The organism is Aquiflexum sp. (genome assembly GCF_041749095.1).
Lineage (GTDB): Bacteria > Bacteroidota > Bacteroidia > Cytophagales > Cyclobacteriaceae > Aquiflexum.
On the sequence record NZ_JBGTCA010000397.1, the window covers coordinates 1 to 16,798 of the forward strand.

Below are 16,798 nucleotides of genomic sequence, written 5' to 3' on the forward strand. Positions count from 1 at the left end.
TCGCTGTTGGCAGCCCGGACTCTAAAGACATATTCTCCATGGGGAACTCTGGTATAATTCGCCATGTGCAGCGTACCTGCATCACGCCAATCCGGATCGTAACCTTCCAGTAAATAGGAGTATTGGTTTGACTGGGGATCCCGATAGTCGAGTGTGGCAAACTCAAAAGAAAAAGTGTTTTTATTGTGCGGAAGCCGGATTTCCCGGGATTTCCAAATGGGTGCCTGTAATGGCCCATCAGGGTCAGGAAGTATTGATTGACCTGCAAGAATGAAATCTGTGAAAACCACGGGAGATGGGGCCCCAGCCGGTGCGATCTTATCGGGATTAAACACAGTAATTCCATTGATCCCTCCAAAAATCAAATTACCTGACTGATCACAATCACAGGAAGAAATATAGGGGAATGCACTGACACCATGGCGTGGCCCAAAGGTGTAAAATGACCTGGCTTCAGGGTCAAAGCGGGTCAATCCTTTTGAGGTTCCTATCCAAATATGTCCTTTATTATCCCCAAGTATACAGGATATCTGATTATCAGGAAGACCACTGTTATAGGCTGTGAAATGAGTAAATGTATGGTTTTTAACATCAAACTGATTGAGCCCGGATTTACTTGTTCCAATGAGCAGGCGGCCCGGTGATTCTTCATAAATGCCCGTGATGAATTCCCCATGCAGGCTGTTCGGGTTACCGGGGACGTTTTGAAAACGGGTGAATGTTTTCGTCCCTTTATCAAATCGGTTCAGTCCTCCCCCCTCGGTACCGATCCAAATCACACCTGGTAAGGAAGGAGCCTCATAAAGAGTGGTAATATTGGAATGGCTGAGGCTTCTCTTATCTTCAGGTTGATGGATATAGTGGGACACATCTCCTGTTTCCCTATTAAGGTTAAAAAGCCCAGTCCATCTTGTCCCGAACCATAACAAGCCCTCGCTGTCTTCAAAAATGTAAACGACATTACCGATTTCGATCCCGGTACTTGTAGTGCCGACCCATATCGGGATGAATTCAGCTGTCTCCTCATCCATTTGGTAGACACCACCGTTTCGTGCTGCTGTATCTCCTGCACCGATCCAAAGCGTACCGTCTTTTGTTTGTGCCATGGCCCTAATGGCGATATCTTTAGACATAATTTTAGAATACGCCTGGTAAGCCGGATTTTCATTTTCAAAATGCTTATAGCTGATCAGAGTATTTTCAGGAAAAAGTGCATTTACGCGTAAAATCCTGGATCTTCCTACACCAAGTACATTGATGATATTATGGGAATTCGTTGGGGTAAGTGTAACGTGTTCAAAAGGTTTTTGACTTGAATGGATTTTATTAAGACCTCCAAGTCCGGTGGTCCAAAGCATGCCGTCCCGCGTTTGATACATACTCCAAACTGTTACTGATCGAAGGGAACCGGGATTGTCCGGGTCCGGTTTAAAGCGTAGGAGTTCGGCTGTCAAAGGATCGTAGCGCACCATACCATGGTAAACGCCACCTATCCAGATAGCCCCCTCATTGTCTTCATGGATAAAACGTATGCCGCCCACTTCTGTCTGAAAATCCCAAAACGGGGCGCTAAGTTTATCGGGCTGAACCGGATCATAAATATGACGGGTAAAAATCCCCGATTCCCGATCCATGGTATGCAGTCCGTTATTCCAGGTACCGATCCAAAATGTGCCTCCCGAGTCCTCAAAAATACACATGACATGATTGGAAATTAAGGTGTTGGGGTCGTTGGGATCGTTCAAATAGCGTGTGAAGGTTTCCGATTCCCGGTCAAAACGGTTCAGGCCACCGGGTCCCGGATTGTCTCCCCCGCGGCCCCAGGGCTCGTTGGTTCCTACCCAAAGCGTTCCCTTACTGTCTTCAAAAATGGCCCGTGCCTGATCATTACCAAGTGAGGCAGGATCATCAGGATTATACATAAATCGTGTAAATGAACCCGTTTTGCGGTCCATACGATTGAGACCGTGTTGCGTCCCCACCCAAAGATGTCCAAGGTGATCTTCCATGATCACTGAAATGGAATCATTGCTTATACTCGCTGGATTTTCAGGGTCATGCCTGAAATGGGTAAATTTCCCGTTTTCAGGTTCAAAGCGGTTCAATCCACCACCATAGGTTCCGGCCCAAAACGTGCCTTCAAGGTCAACATACACTGTCTCAACCCAATTCGATGAAAGAGAAGTAGTATTTTTAGGATCGTGGCTATAATTCGTAAAAGAATATCCATCGTAACGGTAAAGACCGTTTATTGTAGCGACCCAAATAAAACCTACTGAATCCTCTGCGATTTCTAAGGTACCTGTAACTCCATCAGGCAATTGAAGGTGTTCAAACCAGAAGGACGGTTGTTGACAGAAACTTGTTTGTGCTGTATTCAGCACAATGCAGGTACTGAATAAAAAGATCTTGAAAATACCGGTCAATGCTTTCATAACCCTGCATTTATTATTGGTCGTCTGTTCTGTCCAAGGCAAGTGCTTGGTTTTCAGTAAGTAAATTTAATTATAAAATCCTTTAAACAACTTTAGATATCGCTTTCTTTAACAAATGATAGTTCTTAATCAGTCGAATTAAAAACTCCAATTAAAAAGAAAGATTGAGATAAGCCTGACAGCCGTCAAGGCAGGGGTGTGAAACAGGTTTCTTTCCTCCTTGGAAAACATTTTAATACAGGGTAATTTTGCTTGTTACCCATCCTATATAAATTATATGAGTCTTAAAATTGACAAAACTTTTATGCATGTTCTTGGACATGGATTGCACAAATAGGACGGAGAATGCATCAGTTAGCTTGAAGTACGGTGTTTTGATCAAGAGACAATAGCCATTTGTTTTCATGCTTTACAACCACGTATGTTTTGATATTTCGCTGATTTTCGTGCATCACCATAACTGGCAACTCGAATGGGCTGATTAAATGAGTAACCACAGCAAGGGCCACAGTGGGTGTTACAAAGCGGATTTTCATTTTTTCAATGGTCATGGTTACCCCTTTTAAAAACGTTTGATGTACAGCTCTGACTTCATTTAGAACCTCCTCACGCCCATTGATGATACCGCCCCCAGGGTTGATATGCACCCAATCATCTGTGGTATAACTGTGGGCATTTTTAAATCCCCCATCATTGAAATCTTCCTGAAATGCGATAATCACATTCTTCACTGATTCTCTGTCTGATTGGATTTGGGCCAAGCTAAGAAAAAAGGTGAAATTGAAAATGGTGAAAAGGATAAGGGTTTTCATTTTGATTTTTCAGTTCAAGTGAAAATAGTCTCTATTTAGTTTTCTAATTTTTGGAAAATATTTGACCCATGATTTGATAGCATTCCACATATTCCCGCAAAGCAGGGACAGGCAAAAAAGCCTTGCAGATCATAGCTTTATATGTTTTATCCCTTAGGTTACAGAATTCTTTGTAGTTTTGATATCATGGCTTCTGAATTTAAGTTAGTAATGATTCATTGTTTATAATCAGTTATGGCCAGGAATAACTATAAATGCTGCGGTATTCTATGATAAAGAAATTAAGGAGATCATTGATTTAGAATTTTTTGAAATACCTCGTCCTCCGGAGTCCAGCAATCTTATCATTGACAAAATCAGATCAGAAGTCAAGGTATTAAGCTACAATAATGTTACAGTTTCTTATAGCAAAGGCATTTATAATAGTAAGAAATATTATGTAATTGATAGTAATAGTAACATTCATAAAGGAGACCCATCTACCTTTAAAAAGAATCAAATAGGCTCTGTATGTGAGCTACATTCGCCTGATGCCGGATCCTGAGAATATATTTGCATGAGAACCTCCAATTCTAAACTATTCATGCATAGAACTAGATTTCAAATTCAATAATTTTAATTATCTTTCCCCACACTTCTTCAAGTTCTTTAAAATGAAACAATACTTAACCCGGCTGTTGTTTGTACTTACCGTTTTTATAACGGCAGAGTTCGTCGTTCAGGACAGGGTGGTTGTTTACCATGATGAACTTCCGGAGATTGCCAAGTCGGAGTGGGTTTGTAACAATGACCTTCCCATAGTTCACCAACAGTCGTATTTTGATGAGTTTTCTCATACGCATGGGGCAACTCCCCTAAAAGCCCCCTTGGCTTATATTTCATTTCCTGTATATCAGACTTTTTTTTACTTAGAAAAACTGCAACCAACAGATGGCTACACTTTTGTTTTTTATCTAACCTGCAAATCCAACATCCCCCATCTCAACCGGGATGACGAAGACCCAGCTTTCATTTTAGGGTAAAATTTACCCTTCCTTTTTATCAATCTCCCACCCCATAAAATGGTGGGGTATTAATGCTGCTTCTATGCACCTAAACAGCGATTCTTTACTATAGATAAACAAGAAATGAAAGCTTTAAATAATGAAAACAAGTTTAACCTCCTGCTCAAAAAATGGGATGGAGACAGAACATGCTATGACCTGGCACCATATCATACCATACTGAAACATATCAAACAAGTGGGGATTACCCTATCGGACAAATCGGAATCCGAGTTAGAGGTGATGGCAAAAAATCTCAAAAAAATGGTTTATGAAAATCCTGACCTTGATAGCCACCTTCCCCAAGTTTATGCTTTGGTTGGGGAGGTTATCAAAAGGAAGCTACATATCAATCCCTATGATGTGCAACTGATCGGGGCCATTGCTTTGCATCAAGGCAACATCATCGAAATGCAAACAGGCGAAGGCAAGACACTCACCGCAGTATTTGCTGCCATACTCAATGCATTGACTGGAAAAGGAGTGCATGTCCTGACTTTCAATGATTACCTGGCCAAAAGGGATGCTGATTGGATGAGGCCTATATATGGTTATTTTGATTTAACCGTCTCCCATGTCGATGGGCAAATGGATCAGATTCTAAAAAAAGACGCATATAATACTGATATAACCTATGCCACTGCCAAAGAAATGGGATTTGATTATTTACAGAGCAATATGGCTTATGCCAAGGGAGAGATGGTAATAAGGGACTTTAATTATGCTATTGTGGATGAGGCTGATGCCTTGTTGATAGATGAGGCCAGAAATCCCTTGGTAATGGCCGGCAGTATGGAGAATACCTATTTGGATCCTTACGAAATCGCCAAATTCGTAGAGGGCTTTCAAAGGAACAGGGATTACCTCCTAAACGAATACCAAACCGATTTGTACCTGACGGACAAGGGCATAGAAAAAGTGGAGAAACAGTATGGCCTCTCCAATCTTTTCGAGGAAATCAACCAGCCCCTGCATGCTTCCATCAACCTGGCATTGCAGGCTGCCGTGTTACTCAATAGGGACATAGATTATGTGGTGAGGGAAAAAAGCATAAAGTTGGTGGATGAACTGACCGGAAGGATAAATGAGGACCGCAAATGGCAAAACGGACTGCAGACGGCCGTAGAAGCCAAGGAGGGACTTCCAATTCAAACAGAGGGGACAGTGCTGTCTTCCATTAGTATACAGCACCTGATGAGGCTTTATCCAAAACTTTCGGGCATGACCGGCACCGCAAGAGATGCCGCAGAGGAGTTCGACAATTTCTATGGCCTAGGTGTAGTGGTGATCCCTCCCAACCGGCCGCTTTGTCGGATCGATTTTGATGATGCCGTATATGCAGATAAAACAGGCAAATACAAGGCAATTGTGGGAGAAATAAAAAGGGTTCACAGTTTGCAAAGGCCCATATTGATTGGCACCCTGACAATAAAAGAATCAGAGGAACTACTGGCGGAACTCCAAAAGCATCAACTTTATTGTGAGCTGCTCAATGCCAAAAACGATGCATATGAAGCCCAGTTAATCTCCAAAGCCGGAAAGCTGGGAGCTATCACGATTTCAACCAATATGGCAGGTAGGGGAACCGATATTCTGCTTGGCGGCGGTGATCCGGTGGAACGGGTGAAAGTAGTGAAATTGGGTGGCCTCCATATCATAGGGACCAACCGCCATGAAAGCATACGAATTGATTGGCAGCTTCGGGGTAGGGCCGGTAGACAAGGAGATCCTGGATCCAGTAGGTTTATTGTCAGCTTGGAAGACGACTTGATGGTCAGGTACAGGCTGAGGGAGCTGTTGCCAAAAAAATACAGGCAGACAGCCGGAAAAGGACAACTTGCGCATCCTGTTTACGCGCGCACCATTGCACAGGCACAGCGGATCATCGCTGCCCAAATGTTTGAAATCCGTAAAACCCTGCTCCATTACAGCACCTTTGTAGAGCAACAGAGAAAATTCACCTTGGCAAAGCGTCAGGAGATTTTTCATGGTGAAGATGAGAAAAAAGCACACATTCTCAACCTGTGGGATTTGTTTTGGACTAACCATTTGAACTTCACCAATCAGTTGCGGTCAGGGATATATTGGGAACGGGTGGCCGGCAATGATCCGCTGCGGGTGTTTTTTCAAAAAGCAGATCAACAGTTCCGGGAAAAGGTAAAAGAGACTGAAGAACGAATCCAAATGCTTCAAACCAACAAACTTCACCACTCCATCAAGCGGCCCTCTACCACTTGGACCTACATTGTAAATGACAATCCATTCCAAAATAAGATTGGCATCTTCCTTTCCAGCAGTGGAAACATTGGGTTCCAAATCGACCTTTTGGTAGGCCCAGTCATGTTTTTGATGAAACTGGCAAGACGTATGCTTAAACCCAGACCTAATCAAAAGGAATGATTAAAATGATCAGAAAGGGTAATGACATCAAGACGGGCTGCAGACCTCTCTCCACGATAGCCCCGATAGCTATCGGGGGGATCGAGGTGACAAGGCAAAGTCCTGTAATAGATTCGAATGCTATTTGTAGTTCTAAACCATCAATTTCAAAATCTGTGATTGGTAGAAAAGGTGATCTAAAGTTTAAAATTTTTCAATCAGTTTTTTTTGGTTGACCACTGGATTGGCATACATGGCGAGAAAATTTCTGACAGCTACCATGTCACTTTGGTCAACACCTTTATGGAATCTTGCTTCGAAGTGGGCTTTCTCCTCTGCGGTATATTTTTCAGAGAATTCCTTTCCATCATTCAGCAGGTCGTAGGCAATGTATTTGGTAGGCCAGAGTTTATAGCCTGAGATAATCTGTTGGTCGATAAGTTCTGCAAATGCCTGTAACTGCTTGGCAGGGCTGATTACAGATATTTGGATCTGTTCTATTTGATCGGTCAATAAATCACCTACATGGATATGGATCCTGTTTTTCTGCCCCAAGATGCCACTCAGCAGCGTATGAAAGTCCTCATTTTCACCCTTTACATAAGCTTCAGATCTTGCCTTGGCCAAAAGTTCAGGCATCTTAAGGATATCCGTAGGGTCGTATTCATAAGAAATACTGATCGGTACCACATTGATTCTTTTGAAATATTCCAACAAGCTTTCATTTTCGTCCGACGCCATGGCGATCATTTTAAGTACTCCCTTATGGGTCAAGTCATTGCCGTCCTTGGTCCTTCCTTCTCTTTGGGCAATCCATACAGAACGGTTCTCCCGCAAAAGCGCAGTTCGGATATAGGAAGAGACAGTCTTGGAGGCTTCAAGTAATTCCCTTGAGGATAGTCCTCTTTTGATGATGAAACTTCTGGTCAACCTGGCCAAGGTTCTCAAAAACTGCTTTTTGACCAGATTGTCACCAATGGCAGAAGTAGTCATAGCTAATCCATGCTCGTAAAGACAGGTATTGAGAAGGGAAGTATCCAGGATAATATCCCTGTGATTGGAGATAAAAAGATAAGAAGTGTTTTTTGATAGTTTCTCAAAACCCGAGGTACTCATGCCGTTTGAACTGCTTTCCAGCACTCTTTTGACCCCTGGGTAGATAAAATTGATCTGGAAATCCCGGATGGAGTGGCAATGAAGCAAAAGGTCTTTCCAGTATTCATCATTTTTATCAGGAAAAGTATAATTCATCATGGCCTTAAGCATCGGATGGTCAATCACTTCTCTGATGGCTTGATTTACTTCTGTATCGTAATACGGTCTTATATCTTCAAATGGAGACATTTTCACTGGGTTGATGAAATACAAAGAAAGTAAAATTTTAGTGATAAAGGGTTTTATTTATTTGGTAAGTTTCTGGCAGTATGGCATACAATCATTATTTTTAATGGTTATCCGCTTCATTGCCAATAACCCAATATTCTACTATAAAGGGGTAGAAAGTCCCAAGTCGGAAGTCCCCAGCGGCGGCAGGCAGGGATGTACCCGTCATTTCAGATTTTTGGCCAGAATTATTTGAATTACCATTTTTTTGGCATCATTGCGTACTACATTTTTTTAATAGAAAGATTATTATAAGTATGCAAAAATTTCATTTACATTTGATGTGCTTTTTGTAAGGTATTTGTGAAAAAATCAGAATTGGCTTTCTTAGTGCTGATTGTTCTCTTTGGAGTTCAGGCTTTTGCTTTTGATGCCCATTCAGTCAAAGATAAGCTTACTTGCGAAAGAGATAAATTTTCTTCTAAAGCGTTTGTTACGGCCGGTCAAAAAACGGAAATGACAGCTGACCGCAATGCTGATGTCTTACATTCGATTAACTCTTTTTCTTTTCTATCAAAGGAAAAAATAAATGACTTGCATTTCCCTAAAATCGGTCCTGTATTATCTCATCATTTATTTAAGTTAGTTTCTCCCAAAGTAAAGGTTTTATTTCCATCAGTTTTTACCGATATTACAGATTGTCTTTATCCCTATTTTTTCTTTTTCTGAGAAATATTTCCCATTTCTCTTTCTATGACAGCAATCTGTTCATTTACAATTTTCATTTATAAAATCTAATTGTTTTCATAACTACCTTATGGAAAATAAGTTAATGCCAAAAGATGCTTGGGGTTCCAGGCTAGGGCTTATCTTGGCTATGGCCGGAAATGCTGTGGGTCTGGGGAACTTCCTAAGATTTCCTGTTCAGGCCGTTCAAAATGGTGGTGGCGCATTTTTGATTCCCTATTTGATCTGTTTTTTATTGATGGGAATTCCTCTTTTACTGATTGAATGGTCATCGGGTAGATTTGGTGGTAAATTCAACAACCACAGTACTCCCTATATCATGGATGGAATGGGCAAAGCGAAGATCTGGAAATATATAGGTGTATTTGGGATTTTTACCAATGTAGCTGTGGTAGCGTATTACACTTACATTGAATCATGGAGTTTGGTATATGTTTTACATGCTGTCATTGGAACATTCGAAGGAATGTCACAGTCCGCTGTAGCTGATTTTTTTACGGCTTATGTGGATGTTTGGTCCACGAGTACAGGAATTCCCTTTGAAGCTGTGTTCTTCTATATCTTGGTATTGGCGTTGAATATAATTATCCTCTCCAAAGGTTTGGGCGGTATTGAAAAAGTGGCTAAAATAGGAATGCCCTTGCTGATCTTATTTGGGATAATCCTGGCCGTCAGAGGCCTGACTTTAGGGGAATCAGGAAAATCTGAACTTTTTCCTGAGGCAAATGCATGGGATGGTCTGAATTTCCTATGGACCCCACAATTTGACTCCCTGTCAAACCCGAAAGTCTGGCTGGCCGCTGCCGGTCAGATATTCTTTACGCTATCAGTGGGCATGGGAACGATTCAGTGTTATGCTGCCTATATCAAAGCCAATGAAGATATCGCATTAAATGCCGTATCTGCAGGGTTTTTGAACGAGTTTGTTGAAGTAGTGCTAGGTAGTAGTATTGTTATTCCCATAGCAGCAGGATATTTGGGTCTGGATTGGGTCCTCACCAATGCGGGGTTTGGAATGGCCTTTCAAACTATGCCTTTTCTCTTCCAACAATGGGGCGAAATAGCCGCAGCGTTTGCGGGTGTATTTTGGTTTGGGCTTTTGTTTTTTGCCGGAATCACTTCTTCCTTGGCCATGGGAACGCCTTGGATGGGTTTTATGAAAGATGAATTTGGGTGGGGCAAAACAAAGGGCGCCTGGTCTTTCGGTGCATTGGCCTTGATTATGGGGCTGCCTACAGTATTGCTATATCAATATGGGGTTTTTGATGAATATGATTACTGGGCAGGAACTGTCAGTTTGGTGGTCTTTGCTTTGCTTGAGTCAGTGTTGTTTTCATGGGTTTTTGGGATCAACAAAGGCTGGAATGAAATCAATGAAGGTTCAGATCTTAAAATTCCACAGGTCTATAAATTCATCATCAAATACGTTACACCTTTATTGCTGCTCGTGGTTTTTTTAGGTGCATTGATTACCCCATATCAAAACGAATGGTCAGAAAATATTTCCAATGTAATGAATGGGGGGAATTGGGTTTTGGATAATAGTTCTTTAGTGAAAAATATATTTAATTATGGTTTAAATGAAGAATTGCAAAAAGCTGAAAATGAGATTCAAAGACAATTTATAGAAAGAAAAATATTCTATATCAATATGTCTAGAATTCTCTTGATCGGCCTGTTTGGGTTTATCAGTTTTCTGGTCTATTTATCACACAACAAACGCATAAAAGAAGGAAAGGTAAATTATGAATAGCATAGCATTGGTAATGCTGCTGGTCACACAGGGAACTGTCACCGCAGCCACGTTATATTTTCTTTACAAAGTGTTGAATTCATCAAAAAAGTGAATCTGGTTTTACAGTAATCTGGATTAGATTTATCATATAAAATCAATTTAATCCGGTATATAATTTGAGGAATGAGCTCAGGCATATTATATGTAAATAATGAATAATTATTTGAAACAATTAATCGGAATCACGCTAATTATCACCCTGATATTTCATGGGTTGGTTTTGTCCTATTTTTCTATTGCTGAAGATAACCATGATGCTTCAGAGGCTTATTTTTCCGATTCGTTTATAGGCGAATTACCAGATGACTTGCCGATGCTTTCATTATCGGATCAATTGGTAGTTGTTGGCTCAAAAGCACCTTTTTTAGGGGGTAGTTTACATAACAATATCATTGCTGTTTATGCTTTTCACTTTGAAAAGTATGTTAATTCAATTATCAAGATCAGTCAAAAAATTGATCTTATTTTTGATATTAAGGCTTTAAAGTACCCCACACATTATTTTTGGTAGGAACTGTTTTTTTACATCGATTCTGCTTAAGTGCTGAATTGGATTTACCGGTCAATGACAGGATTTTAAAAAATATATACCAAACCAAAAATTGAAATGAAACAGCCAATTTTGATTCAAAAAGAAGATATCAAACAAATCCGATTTCCAAAAGAGGAGGTCCTTAAGAGCGATTTGGAGATAAAAATGCGGGATAAGGAACTTGAAAAAGCACTCGCCCTGGGAAACCTTGAACACTGCAAAGTCAAATTGATATTTTCCGATTGGGGAATGAACACCTATGAGGTCGAAACCACAATCTGGGCCTTGACGGATGAAAGCATTTGCCTAAAAGGTGATTTGCTTTTACCGAAGCGTGCAGTACTCAGTATATCATAAAAATGTATTATGGTTATCCGCTTTCTTGACAGTAACGCTATATTCTCCTTCAATAAGATCGGAAGTCCGAAGTCGGATGAATCGGACATTTAAGTTTCTTTGAGAGAATTATATTGAATTACCATTTTACTGGCATCATTGCGGACATACCAAAAAATAACTAAGGGAAATCAAATTGATTTTCCTTAGTTAAATTAAATTCTATTAAAAAAACACACATGGAAATATTCCTTTTAACAGAAACGTGGATTGCTTTAGCCACCTTGACATTCCTGGAAATTGTCCTGGGAGTGGATAACATTATATTCATTTCGATTATCTCCAATAAGCTTCCCGAGAATCAGCAGGAAAAAGCAAGAATACTTGGACTTGCTTTCGCTATGATATTTAGGATAGTTTTATTGTTGGGGATATCCTACATCATCAGGTTTAATGAACCCCTGATCACTGTCTTTGATTTTGATCTCAGTGGCAAAGATTTGATTTTGGCATTTGGGGGCCTGTTTCTTTTGTTCAAATCGACTTTGGAGATCCATCACAAAATGGAAGGAAAAGCCGAAGAGGTACAAGCAAACACAGCCAAAAGTCTGTCTCAAGTGATTTTTCAAATCATTTTATTGGACGTGATTTTTTCATTTGACAGTATTCTTACCGCAGTCGGATTGGTGGATCAAGTTCTTGTGATGATTGTAGCCGTAGTCATCGCGATGATTGTAATGATGGTCTTTGCAGGTAAGATCAGCCGGTTTATCAATAAAAATCCCACCCTTCAGGTCTTAGCCTTATCTTTCTTGATATTGATTGGATTTATGCTATTGGTGGAAGGATTCCATGTAGAGGTGCCGAAAGGTTACATCTATTTTGCGGTGTTCTTTTCCCTAAGTGTAGAGTTGGTCAATATGCGGATTCGAAGGAATATTGAAGGTAAAAAAGTCAAACTTAACCCAAGGATTGTCCAGAAATAATTAGGTGCTCATAGATTTATTTTTGATTGCTACAGATCACATTAAGATTCTGTATAAAAGTTGATTTTATAATTGTGTGAAATATATTTAATTTTTTAAAAAAAAATATGAGACAAAATACAATTTTTTATTAGTGAAAACCTTTTTACAAAATATCTATTAAATTTAATTAAGAGAAATAATCGATTGTCATTTTTGAATTTTGGTTATCTTTATATTTTAAGTAAGTTTGACTGTAAAATCACCCTTTATCTATTGCAATTTACAATTCCAGAAATAAACCTAAGCTATGGTATAAAAGGTTATTCCTTAAAATTTAATTGATGCCCAGTAATTATTATGGTTTTTACATTTCAATATCGTTTGTTAATCTTTTTTGTATTCATCTGTTTGGGGATGGTTTTTATAGGTTTGCTGACATGGAAAAACAAAAACATTCATGAGGAATACAACGAACTTGTTTCACATACCCATGAGGTTATTTTACAGTCTGAAAAAACGTTTTCTTTGGTTAAAGATATTGAAACCGGATCCAGAGGTTTTGTTTTATCCGGGGATTCAATTTTTTTAGTTCCTTTTTTTGACGCCAAGCATAAGATTTTTGATCAATTGGAAGTACTCAAATACCTGACTAAAGATAACGTTACCCAAAAGTCAAGAATTGACAGTTTGTTGTTCCTTTCCCAAAAGAAGATTGAATTTGTTGAGGAGATAATCCATGCTCGGAATAAATCAGGTACTGATGCTGCGGAAATCTTGATGGAATCTTTGAGGGGCCAGCGATATATGGGGCAGATAGGTTCGATCCTTTCGGGAATTGACGAGGAACAAGGGGAGCTATTGTCCATCAGAAATCTGGCAAAAGAAGAAACTGAAGCCACATTTGACAAAAGCTTTTATTTCCTACTTTCACTTGCCATTGCTATACTATTATTTGGTTTCATTGTTATTAGAAAAACATTCAATTCCCTCAAGAAAGTAGAAAACGAACTTTTTCTGAAAAACCAATGGTACAATCAAACTTTGTTAAGCCTTGGCGATGGAGTAATAGCCACAGATTTTCACGGAGTAGTGACTTTTCTAAACCAAGCTGCTCAACAATTGACGGGGTGGAAAGATGAAGAGGCTTTGGGGAAAAGCATTACCGAAATATTTAAAATAAATAATTCCAAAACGGGATTTGAAGTTATAAATCCATTGTTGGAGGCGATACATAAAAATCAAGTGGTTTTGCTGTCCAATCACACGATACTTAAAAGAAAGGATAATTCTGAACTGTTCATAGACGACAGTGGGGCACCCATTAATGACAAAGGGGGAAGAACAATCGGAGGCGTTTTGGTTTTTAGGGATATCACTGAAAAGAAACAGGCGGAAGATAAAATAGTTGCCGCTGAAAAAAGATTCAGCACTATTGTCAATATCAGTCCCATTGCCATATCCATTTCAGAGTTTGAAACAGGTATTTTTCTCCACGTCAACGATGCCTATTGTGAACTCATAGGCAGAACAAAGGAAGAACTGATTGGTAATGATTCAATAAGGTTAAATATTATTTCCCAAGATCAGAGAAGTGGGATTTTAGATTTAATCCAAAGTTCCGGCGGGGCTTTCGATCAGACTGAAATTCAGATTCGGAACGAGTTGGGTGCCAAGGCCGATGTACTTTGTTCGATGGAAAAGATAGAAGTGGATGGAAAAACCTGCTTAATATCTTATTTGCTGGATATTACCGAAAGGAAAAGAATTGAAAATGAATTAAAAATTCTGAATGAAACTTTGGAAAAAAAGGTCGAAGAGAAGACCAATGAGATCATTGGAAATGAAATATTTTTCAAAAAGATGCTGGATAACTTGAAAGAAGGAATACAGATCTTGGATAAAGAATTCAATTATATCTACTTAAACCGTGTGGCGGAAGCCCAAAGCAGGTTTTCAAAAGAGGAATTGATAGGGAGATCTTTATTGGATAAATATCCAGAATCTTCCGGTTCAAACCTCAATATTGCCATTAGGGAATGCATCATAACAGGGACATCAAAAAACTTCGAAAATGAATTTAGTTTTCCAGATGGATCCAAAGCATGGTTTGATTTAATCGTCGAACCTATTGAAGAGGGTATATTGATCATTTCCACTGACATAACTTTAAAAAAGAAATCTGAAGAAGAAATATTGCAGAAAAATATTTTTATGAACCAGTTGATGAGGACACAGAAAGTTTCCTTTTATGCAGCTTCTGCTTTGGATTTCAGATTGGTTTTTCTCACAGAAAATATCAAAAACATCACCGGCCATTCCGCTGATGCTTTTTTTAGAAAAAAGAGACTATGGCTTGAAAATATTTATCCTGAAGACAAAAAATGGATAATACCAAAAATGAAAAACAAAATAAATTCCCTTGGAAAAGGAGATTTTGAGTTTAGGTGGAACTACAATGATGGCACCACCAAATGGATACTCAACAGCTTTCAGGTAATTGAAGACCATTCAGGAATCAAATGGATTTATGGGTCTCTGATAGATCTGACAAAAAGAAAGAATACAGAAAAAACACTTGAGGATCAAAACAAAGAATTAATAAAAAAGAATGAGGAACTCGATAGGTTTGTGTACAGTACCTCTCATGATTTAAGAGCTCCTTTAGCCTCGCTTTTAGGTTTGATTTCAATTTCCCAATCTTCAATTGACAATGGAAAAAATGGTCTCAGCGAAAGACTTCAGATGATGAAACAATCTGTGGTCAAACTGGATGGTTTTATTGGAGACATTCTCAATTATTCTTATAATTCAAGGACCGAAATTCAAATACAAGAGATTTGTTTTAAAAACAAGATCCAAGGGATCATCCAAAATCTTGAATTTATAAATGTTCCAGAAGGTTTTAAAATGAATGTTAATATAAATCAGGATAATGATTTTGTGTCTGACAAAAGAAGAATATCCATTATTATAAATAACCTGATTTCCAATGGAATTAAATTACAGGATAAATCAAAACCAAATCCTTTCCTAAATATCTCATTGGTGGCTGATGATAAAAAGGCTGTTTTAATAGTGAAGGATAACGGGGTAGGAATTGCTGAGGAGGATCTGGATAGAATTTTTGAAATGTTTTATCGGGCAAATAAGGATGCAAAGGGTTCTGGTTTAGGGTTATATATCATTAAGGAAGCTATTGAAAAAGTAAATGGATCTATAGAGGTCACTTCAGCATTAAATATTGGAAGCACATTTAAAGTGACTTTCCCGAATTTAAAATGACAGGTTTATGAAATTTAAGAATATATTATTGATTGATGATAGTGATTTGGATAACTATATCAACAATTTCGTGGTATCAGACATGGAGATAACTGATAAAATAACCATCAAAAACTCGGCAATTGATGCTTTGGAGTTTTTGGAAATCAATGATTTTCCTGATTTGATTTTCCTTGACATTCAAATGCCAAAAATGGATGGATTCGGCTTTCTTGATAATTTCCTGAATTTCCCTAAGGAAAAAAAAGAGCAGTGTAAAATAATTATGCTCAGTTCTTCAATGGATCCGAACGATGTTAATAGGGCCAAGAAACATCCCCATGTCATTGATTATTTGAATAAGCCATTGAGTGAGGAATCTCTAAACGAGGTATTATATAAATTAAAATTTGGATAAAAATTCTGATTTTTTATTGCAAAATCATATGGATTCAATATAGTTAGATTTTTTGTCCTGGCTTTTTATTTGAACCCGAAGATCATTGAAGTCACCTTCTACTATGGTTCAAAGGCACGTCAAAGTTATACCAATGCTCGGGATAGTGGTTGGGTAAATACTCTAAAACCAGAAACAAATAACCTATTATTGGATAAATGTCAGTATTAATTAATATTTTCAAACGACCAGAATGAGAGAGGCAAGATAAATTTCTAATGATCACTCTTTAACTAAAACTTCATTCATGGTAAATTCCACAAATTCTTTAAAAATTATATTGATTGATGATGATATTGTACTGAATCTGATACATAAAAAGATATTGAATATAATAGGATTTAAAGGGGAAGTATTGGATTTTAATAATGGATTTGAGGCCATCAATTACATATACCAAGAAAGTCAAATTGAACCTGAAATAAATTCATTGCCATCTTTAATAATTTTGGACTTAGAAATGCCTGTTTTAAATGGGTGGGAATTTTTGAAAAGTTTTGAAGATTTGGATTCCCAAGTGAAAAATCAATTCAAAATCATTGTATCCAGCAGTTCAACCAATGCTGAGGAAATTGACAATGCTTTGGAGTTTGAATCGGTAAATGAATATATCCCAAAGCCATTGACAATTGAAATAATTAAGAGGATAATTAGGGGTTGTAACTAGGGGGCGTTTTATTTTTGATAAAAAAATCATCCCTATTTAATAA

General features: G+C 38.5%; 13 protein-coding genes. 10 read left to right on the top strand and 3 right to left on the bottom strand.

Annotation, left to right across the window (positions count from 1 at the left end):
* A partial coding sequence (locus ACEW8O_RS17945; RefSeq protein ID WP_373496005.1) for a two-component regulator propeller domain-containing protein occupies positions 1-2,435 on the bottom strand: 2,435 nt, incomplete at its 3' end.
* A 350-nt stretch (positions 2,436-2,785) separates the two neighbouring features.
* Positions 2,786-3,247, bottom strand: coding sequence for an SgcJ/EcaC family oxidoreductase (locus ACEW8O_RS17950; RefSeq protein WP_373496006.1), 462 nt, complete (start codon positions 3,245-3,247; stop codon positions 2,786-2,788).
* Between the two features lie 653 nt (positions 3,248-3,900).
* On the opposite strand from ACEW8O_RS17950, the gene ACEW8O_RS17955 reads away from it, so the two are divergent.
* Positions 3,901-4,269: a hypothetical protein gene (locus ACEW8O_RS17955; protein ID WP_373496007.1), complete on the top strand. Its 369-nt coding sequence runs from the start codon at positions 3,901-3,903 to the stop codon at positions 4,267-4,269.
* Between the two features lie 105 nt (positions 4,270-4,374).
* On the top strand, positions 4,375-6,690 hold the full coding sequence (locus tag ACEW8O_RS17960) for a DEAD/DEAH box helicase (RefSeq protein ID WP_373496008.1): 2,316 nt from the start codon (positions 4,375-4,377) through the stop codon (positions 6,688-6,690).
* A gap of 183 nt (positions 6,691-6,873) precedes the next feature.
* On the opposite strand, the gene ACEW8O_RS17965 is transcribed toward ACEW8O_RS17960, so the two are convergent.
* Positions 6,874-8,013, bottom strand: coding sequence for a 1-acyl-sn-glycerol-3-phosphate acyltransferase (locus tag ACEW8O_RS17965; RefSeq protein ID WP_373496009.1), 1,140 nt, complete (start codon positions 8,011-8,013; stop codon positions 6,874-6,876).
* A 342-nt stretch (positions 8,014-8,355) separates the two neighbouring features.
* Between ACEW8O_RS17965 and ACEW8O_RS17970 the strand changes: the two genes are divergently transcribed.
* The 8 genes from ACEW8O_RS17970 to ACEW8O_RS18005 all read left to right on the top strand — a co-directional run bounded on the left by ACEW8O_RS17970 (position 8,356) and on the right by ACEW8O_RS18005 (position 16,755).
* A complete protein-coding gene (locus ACEW8O_RS17970) occupies positions 8,356-8,721 on the top strand; it encodes a hypothetical protein (protein ID WP_373496010.1) in 366 nt (121 codons plus the stop codon).
* A gap of 88 nt (positions 8,722-8,809) precedes the next feature.
* A complete protein-coding gene (locus tag ACEW8O_RS17975; RefSeq protein ID WP_373496011.1) occupies positions 8,810-10,492 on the top strand; it encodes a sodium-dependent transporter in 1,683 nt (560 codons plus the stop codon).
* Positions 10,493-10,697: 205 nt separating this feature from the next.
* The gene (locus tag ACEW8O_RS17980) at positions 10,698-11,045 is read left to right on the top strand and encodes a hypothetical protein (protein WP_373496012.1); all 348 of its coding nucleotides are present in this window, start codon (positions 10,698-10,700) and stop codon (positions 11,043-11,045) included.
* Positions 11,046-11,141: 96 nt separating this feature from the next.
* Positions 11,142-11,423 (top strand): hypothetical protein, encoded by a 282-nt coding sequence (locus ACEW8O_RS17985; RefSeq protein WP_373496013.1) that lies wholly within the window; start codon positions 11,142-11,144, stop codon positions 11,421-11,423.
* Between the two features lie 218 nt (positions 11,424-11,641).
* Positions 11,642-12,388, top strand: a complete 747-nt coding sequence (locus ACEW8O_RS17990; RefSeq protein WP_373496014.1) for a TerC family protein — start codon at positions 11,642-11,644, stop codon at positions 12,386-12,388.
* A gap of 396 nt (positions 12,389-12,784) precedes the next feature.
* Positions 12,785-15,652 carry a PAS domain S-box protein gene (locus tag ACEW8O_RS17995; protein WP_373496015.1) on the top strand — a complete coding sequence of 956 codons (2,868 nt, stop codon included), beginning with the start codon at positions 12,785-12,787 and terminating at the stop codon, positions 15,650-15,652.
* Positions 15,653-15,659: 7 nt separating this feature from the next.
* Positions 15,660-16,049 carry a response regulator gene (locus ACEW8O_RS18000; RefSeq protein ID WP_373496016.1) on the top strand — a complete coding sequence of 130 codons (390 nt, stop codon included), beginning with the start codon at positions 15,660-15,662 and terminating at the stop codon, positions 16,047-16,049.
* A gap of 286 nt (positions 16,050-16,335) precedes the next feature.
* Entirely contained in the window at positions 16,336-16,755 is a 420-nt protein-coding gene (locus ACEW8O_RS18005) for a response regulator (RefSeq protein ID WP_373496017.1), read from the top strand.
* Positions 16,756-16,798: the final 43 nt, after the last annotated feature.

Excerpts from the sequence above, each read along its gene's own strand:
- ACEW8O_RS17950 (WP_373496006.1), bottom strand. The coding sequence starts at position 3,247 with ATGAAAACCCTTATCCTTTTCACCATTTTCAATTTCACCTTTTTTCTT.
- ACEW8O_RS17955 (WP_373496007.1), top strand. The coding sequence starts at position 3,901 with ATGAAACAATACTTAACCCGGCTGTTGTTTGTACTTACCGTTTTTATA.
- ACEW8O_RS17960 (WP_373496008.1), top strand. The coding sequence starts at position 4,375 with ATGAAAGCTTTAAATAATGAAAACAAGTTTAACCTCCTGCTCAAAAAA.
- ACEW8O_RS17965 (WP_373496009.1), bottom strand. The coding sequence starts at position 8,013 with ATGTCTCCATTTGAAGATATAAGACCGTATTACGATACAGAAGTAAAT.
- ACEW8O_RS17975 (WP_373496011.1), top strand. The coding sequence starts at position 8,810 with ATGGAAAATAAGTTAATGCCAAAAGATGCTTGGGGTTCCAGGCTAGGG.
- ACEW8O_RS17985 (WP_373496013.1), top strand. The coding sequence starts at position 11,142 with ATGAAACAGCCAATTTTGATTCAAAAAGAAGATATCAAACAAATCCGA.
- ACEW8O_RS17990 (WP_373496014.1), top strand. The coding sequence starts at position 11,642 with ATGGAAATATTCCTTTTAACAGAAACGTGGATTGCTTTAGCCACCTTG.
- ACEW8O_RS17995 (WP_373496015.1), top strand. The coding sequence starts at position 12,785 with ATGGTTTTTATAGGTTTGCTGACATGGAAAAACAAAAACATTCATGAG.
- ACEW8O_RS18000 (WP_373496016.1), top strand. The coding sequence starts at position 15,660 with ATGAAATTTAAGAATATATTATTGATTGATGATAGTGATTTGGATAAC.
- ACEW8O_RS18005 (WP_373496017.1), top strand. The coding sequence starts at position 16,336 with ATGGTAAATTCCACAAATTCTTTAAAAATTATATTGATTGATGATGAT.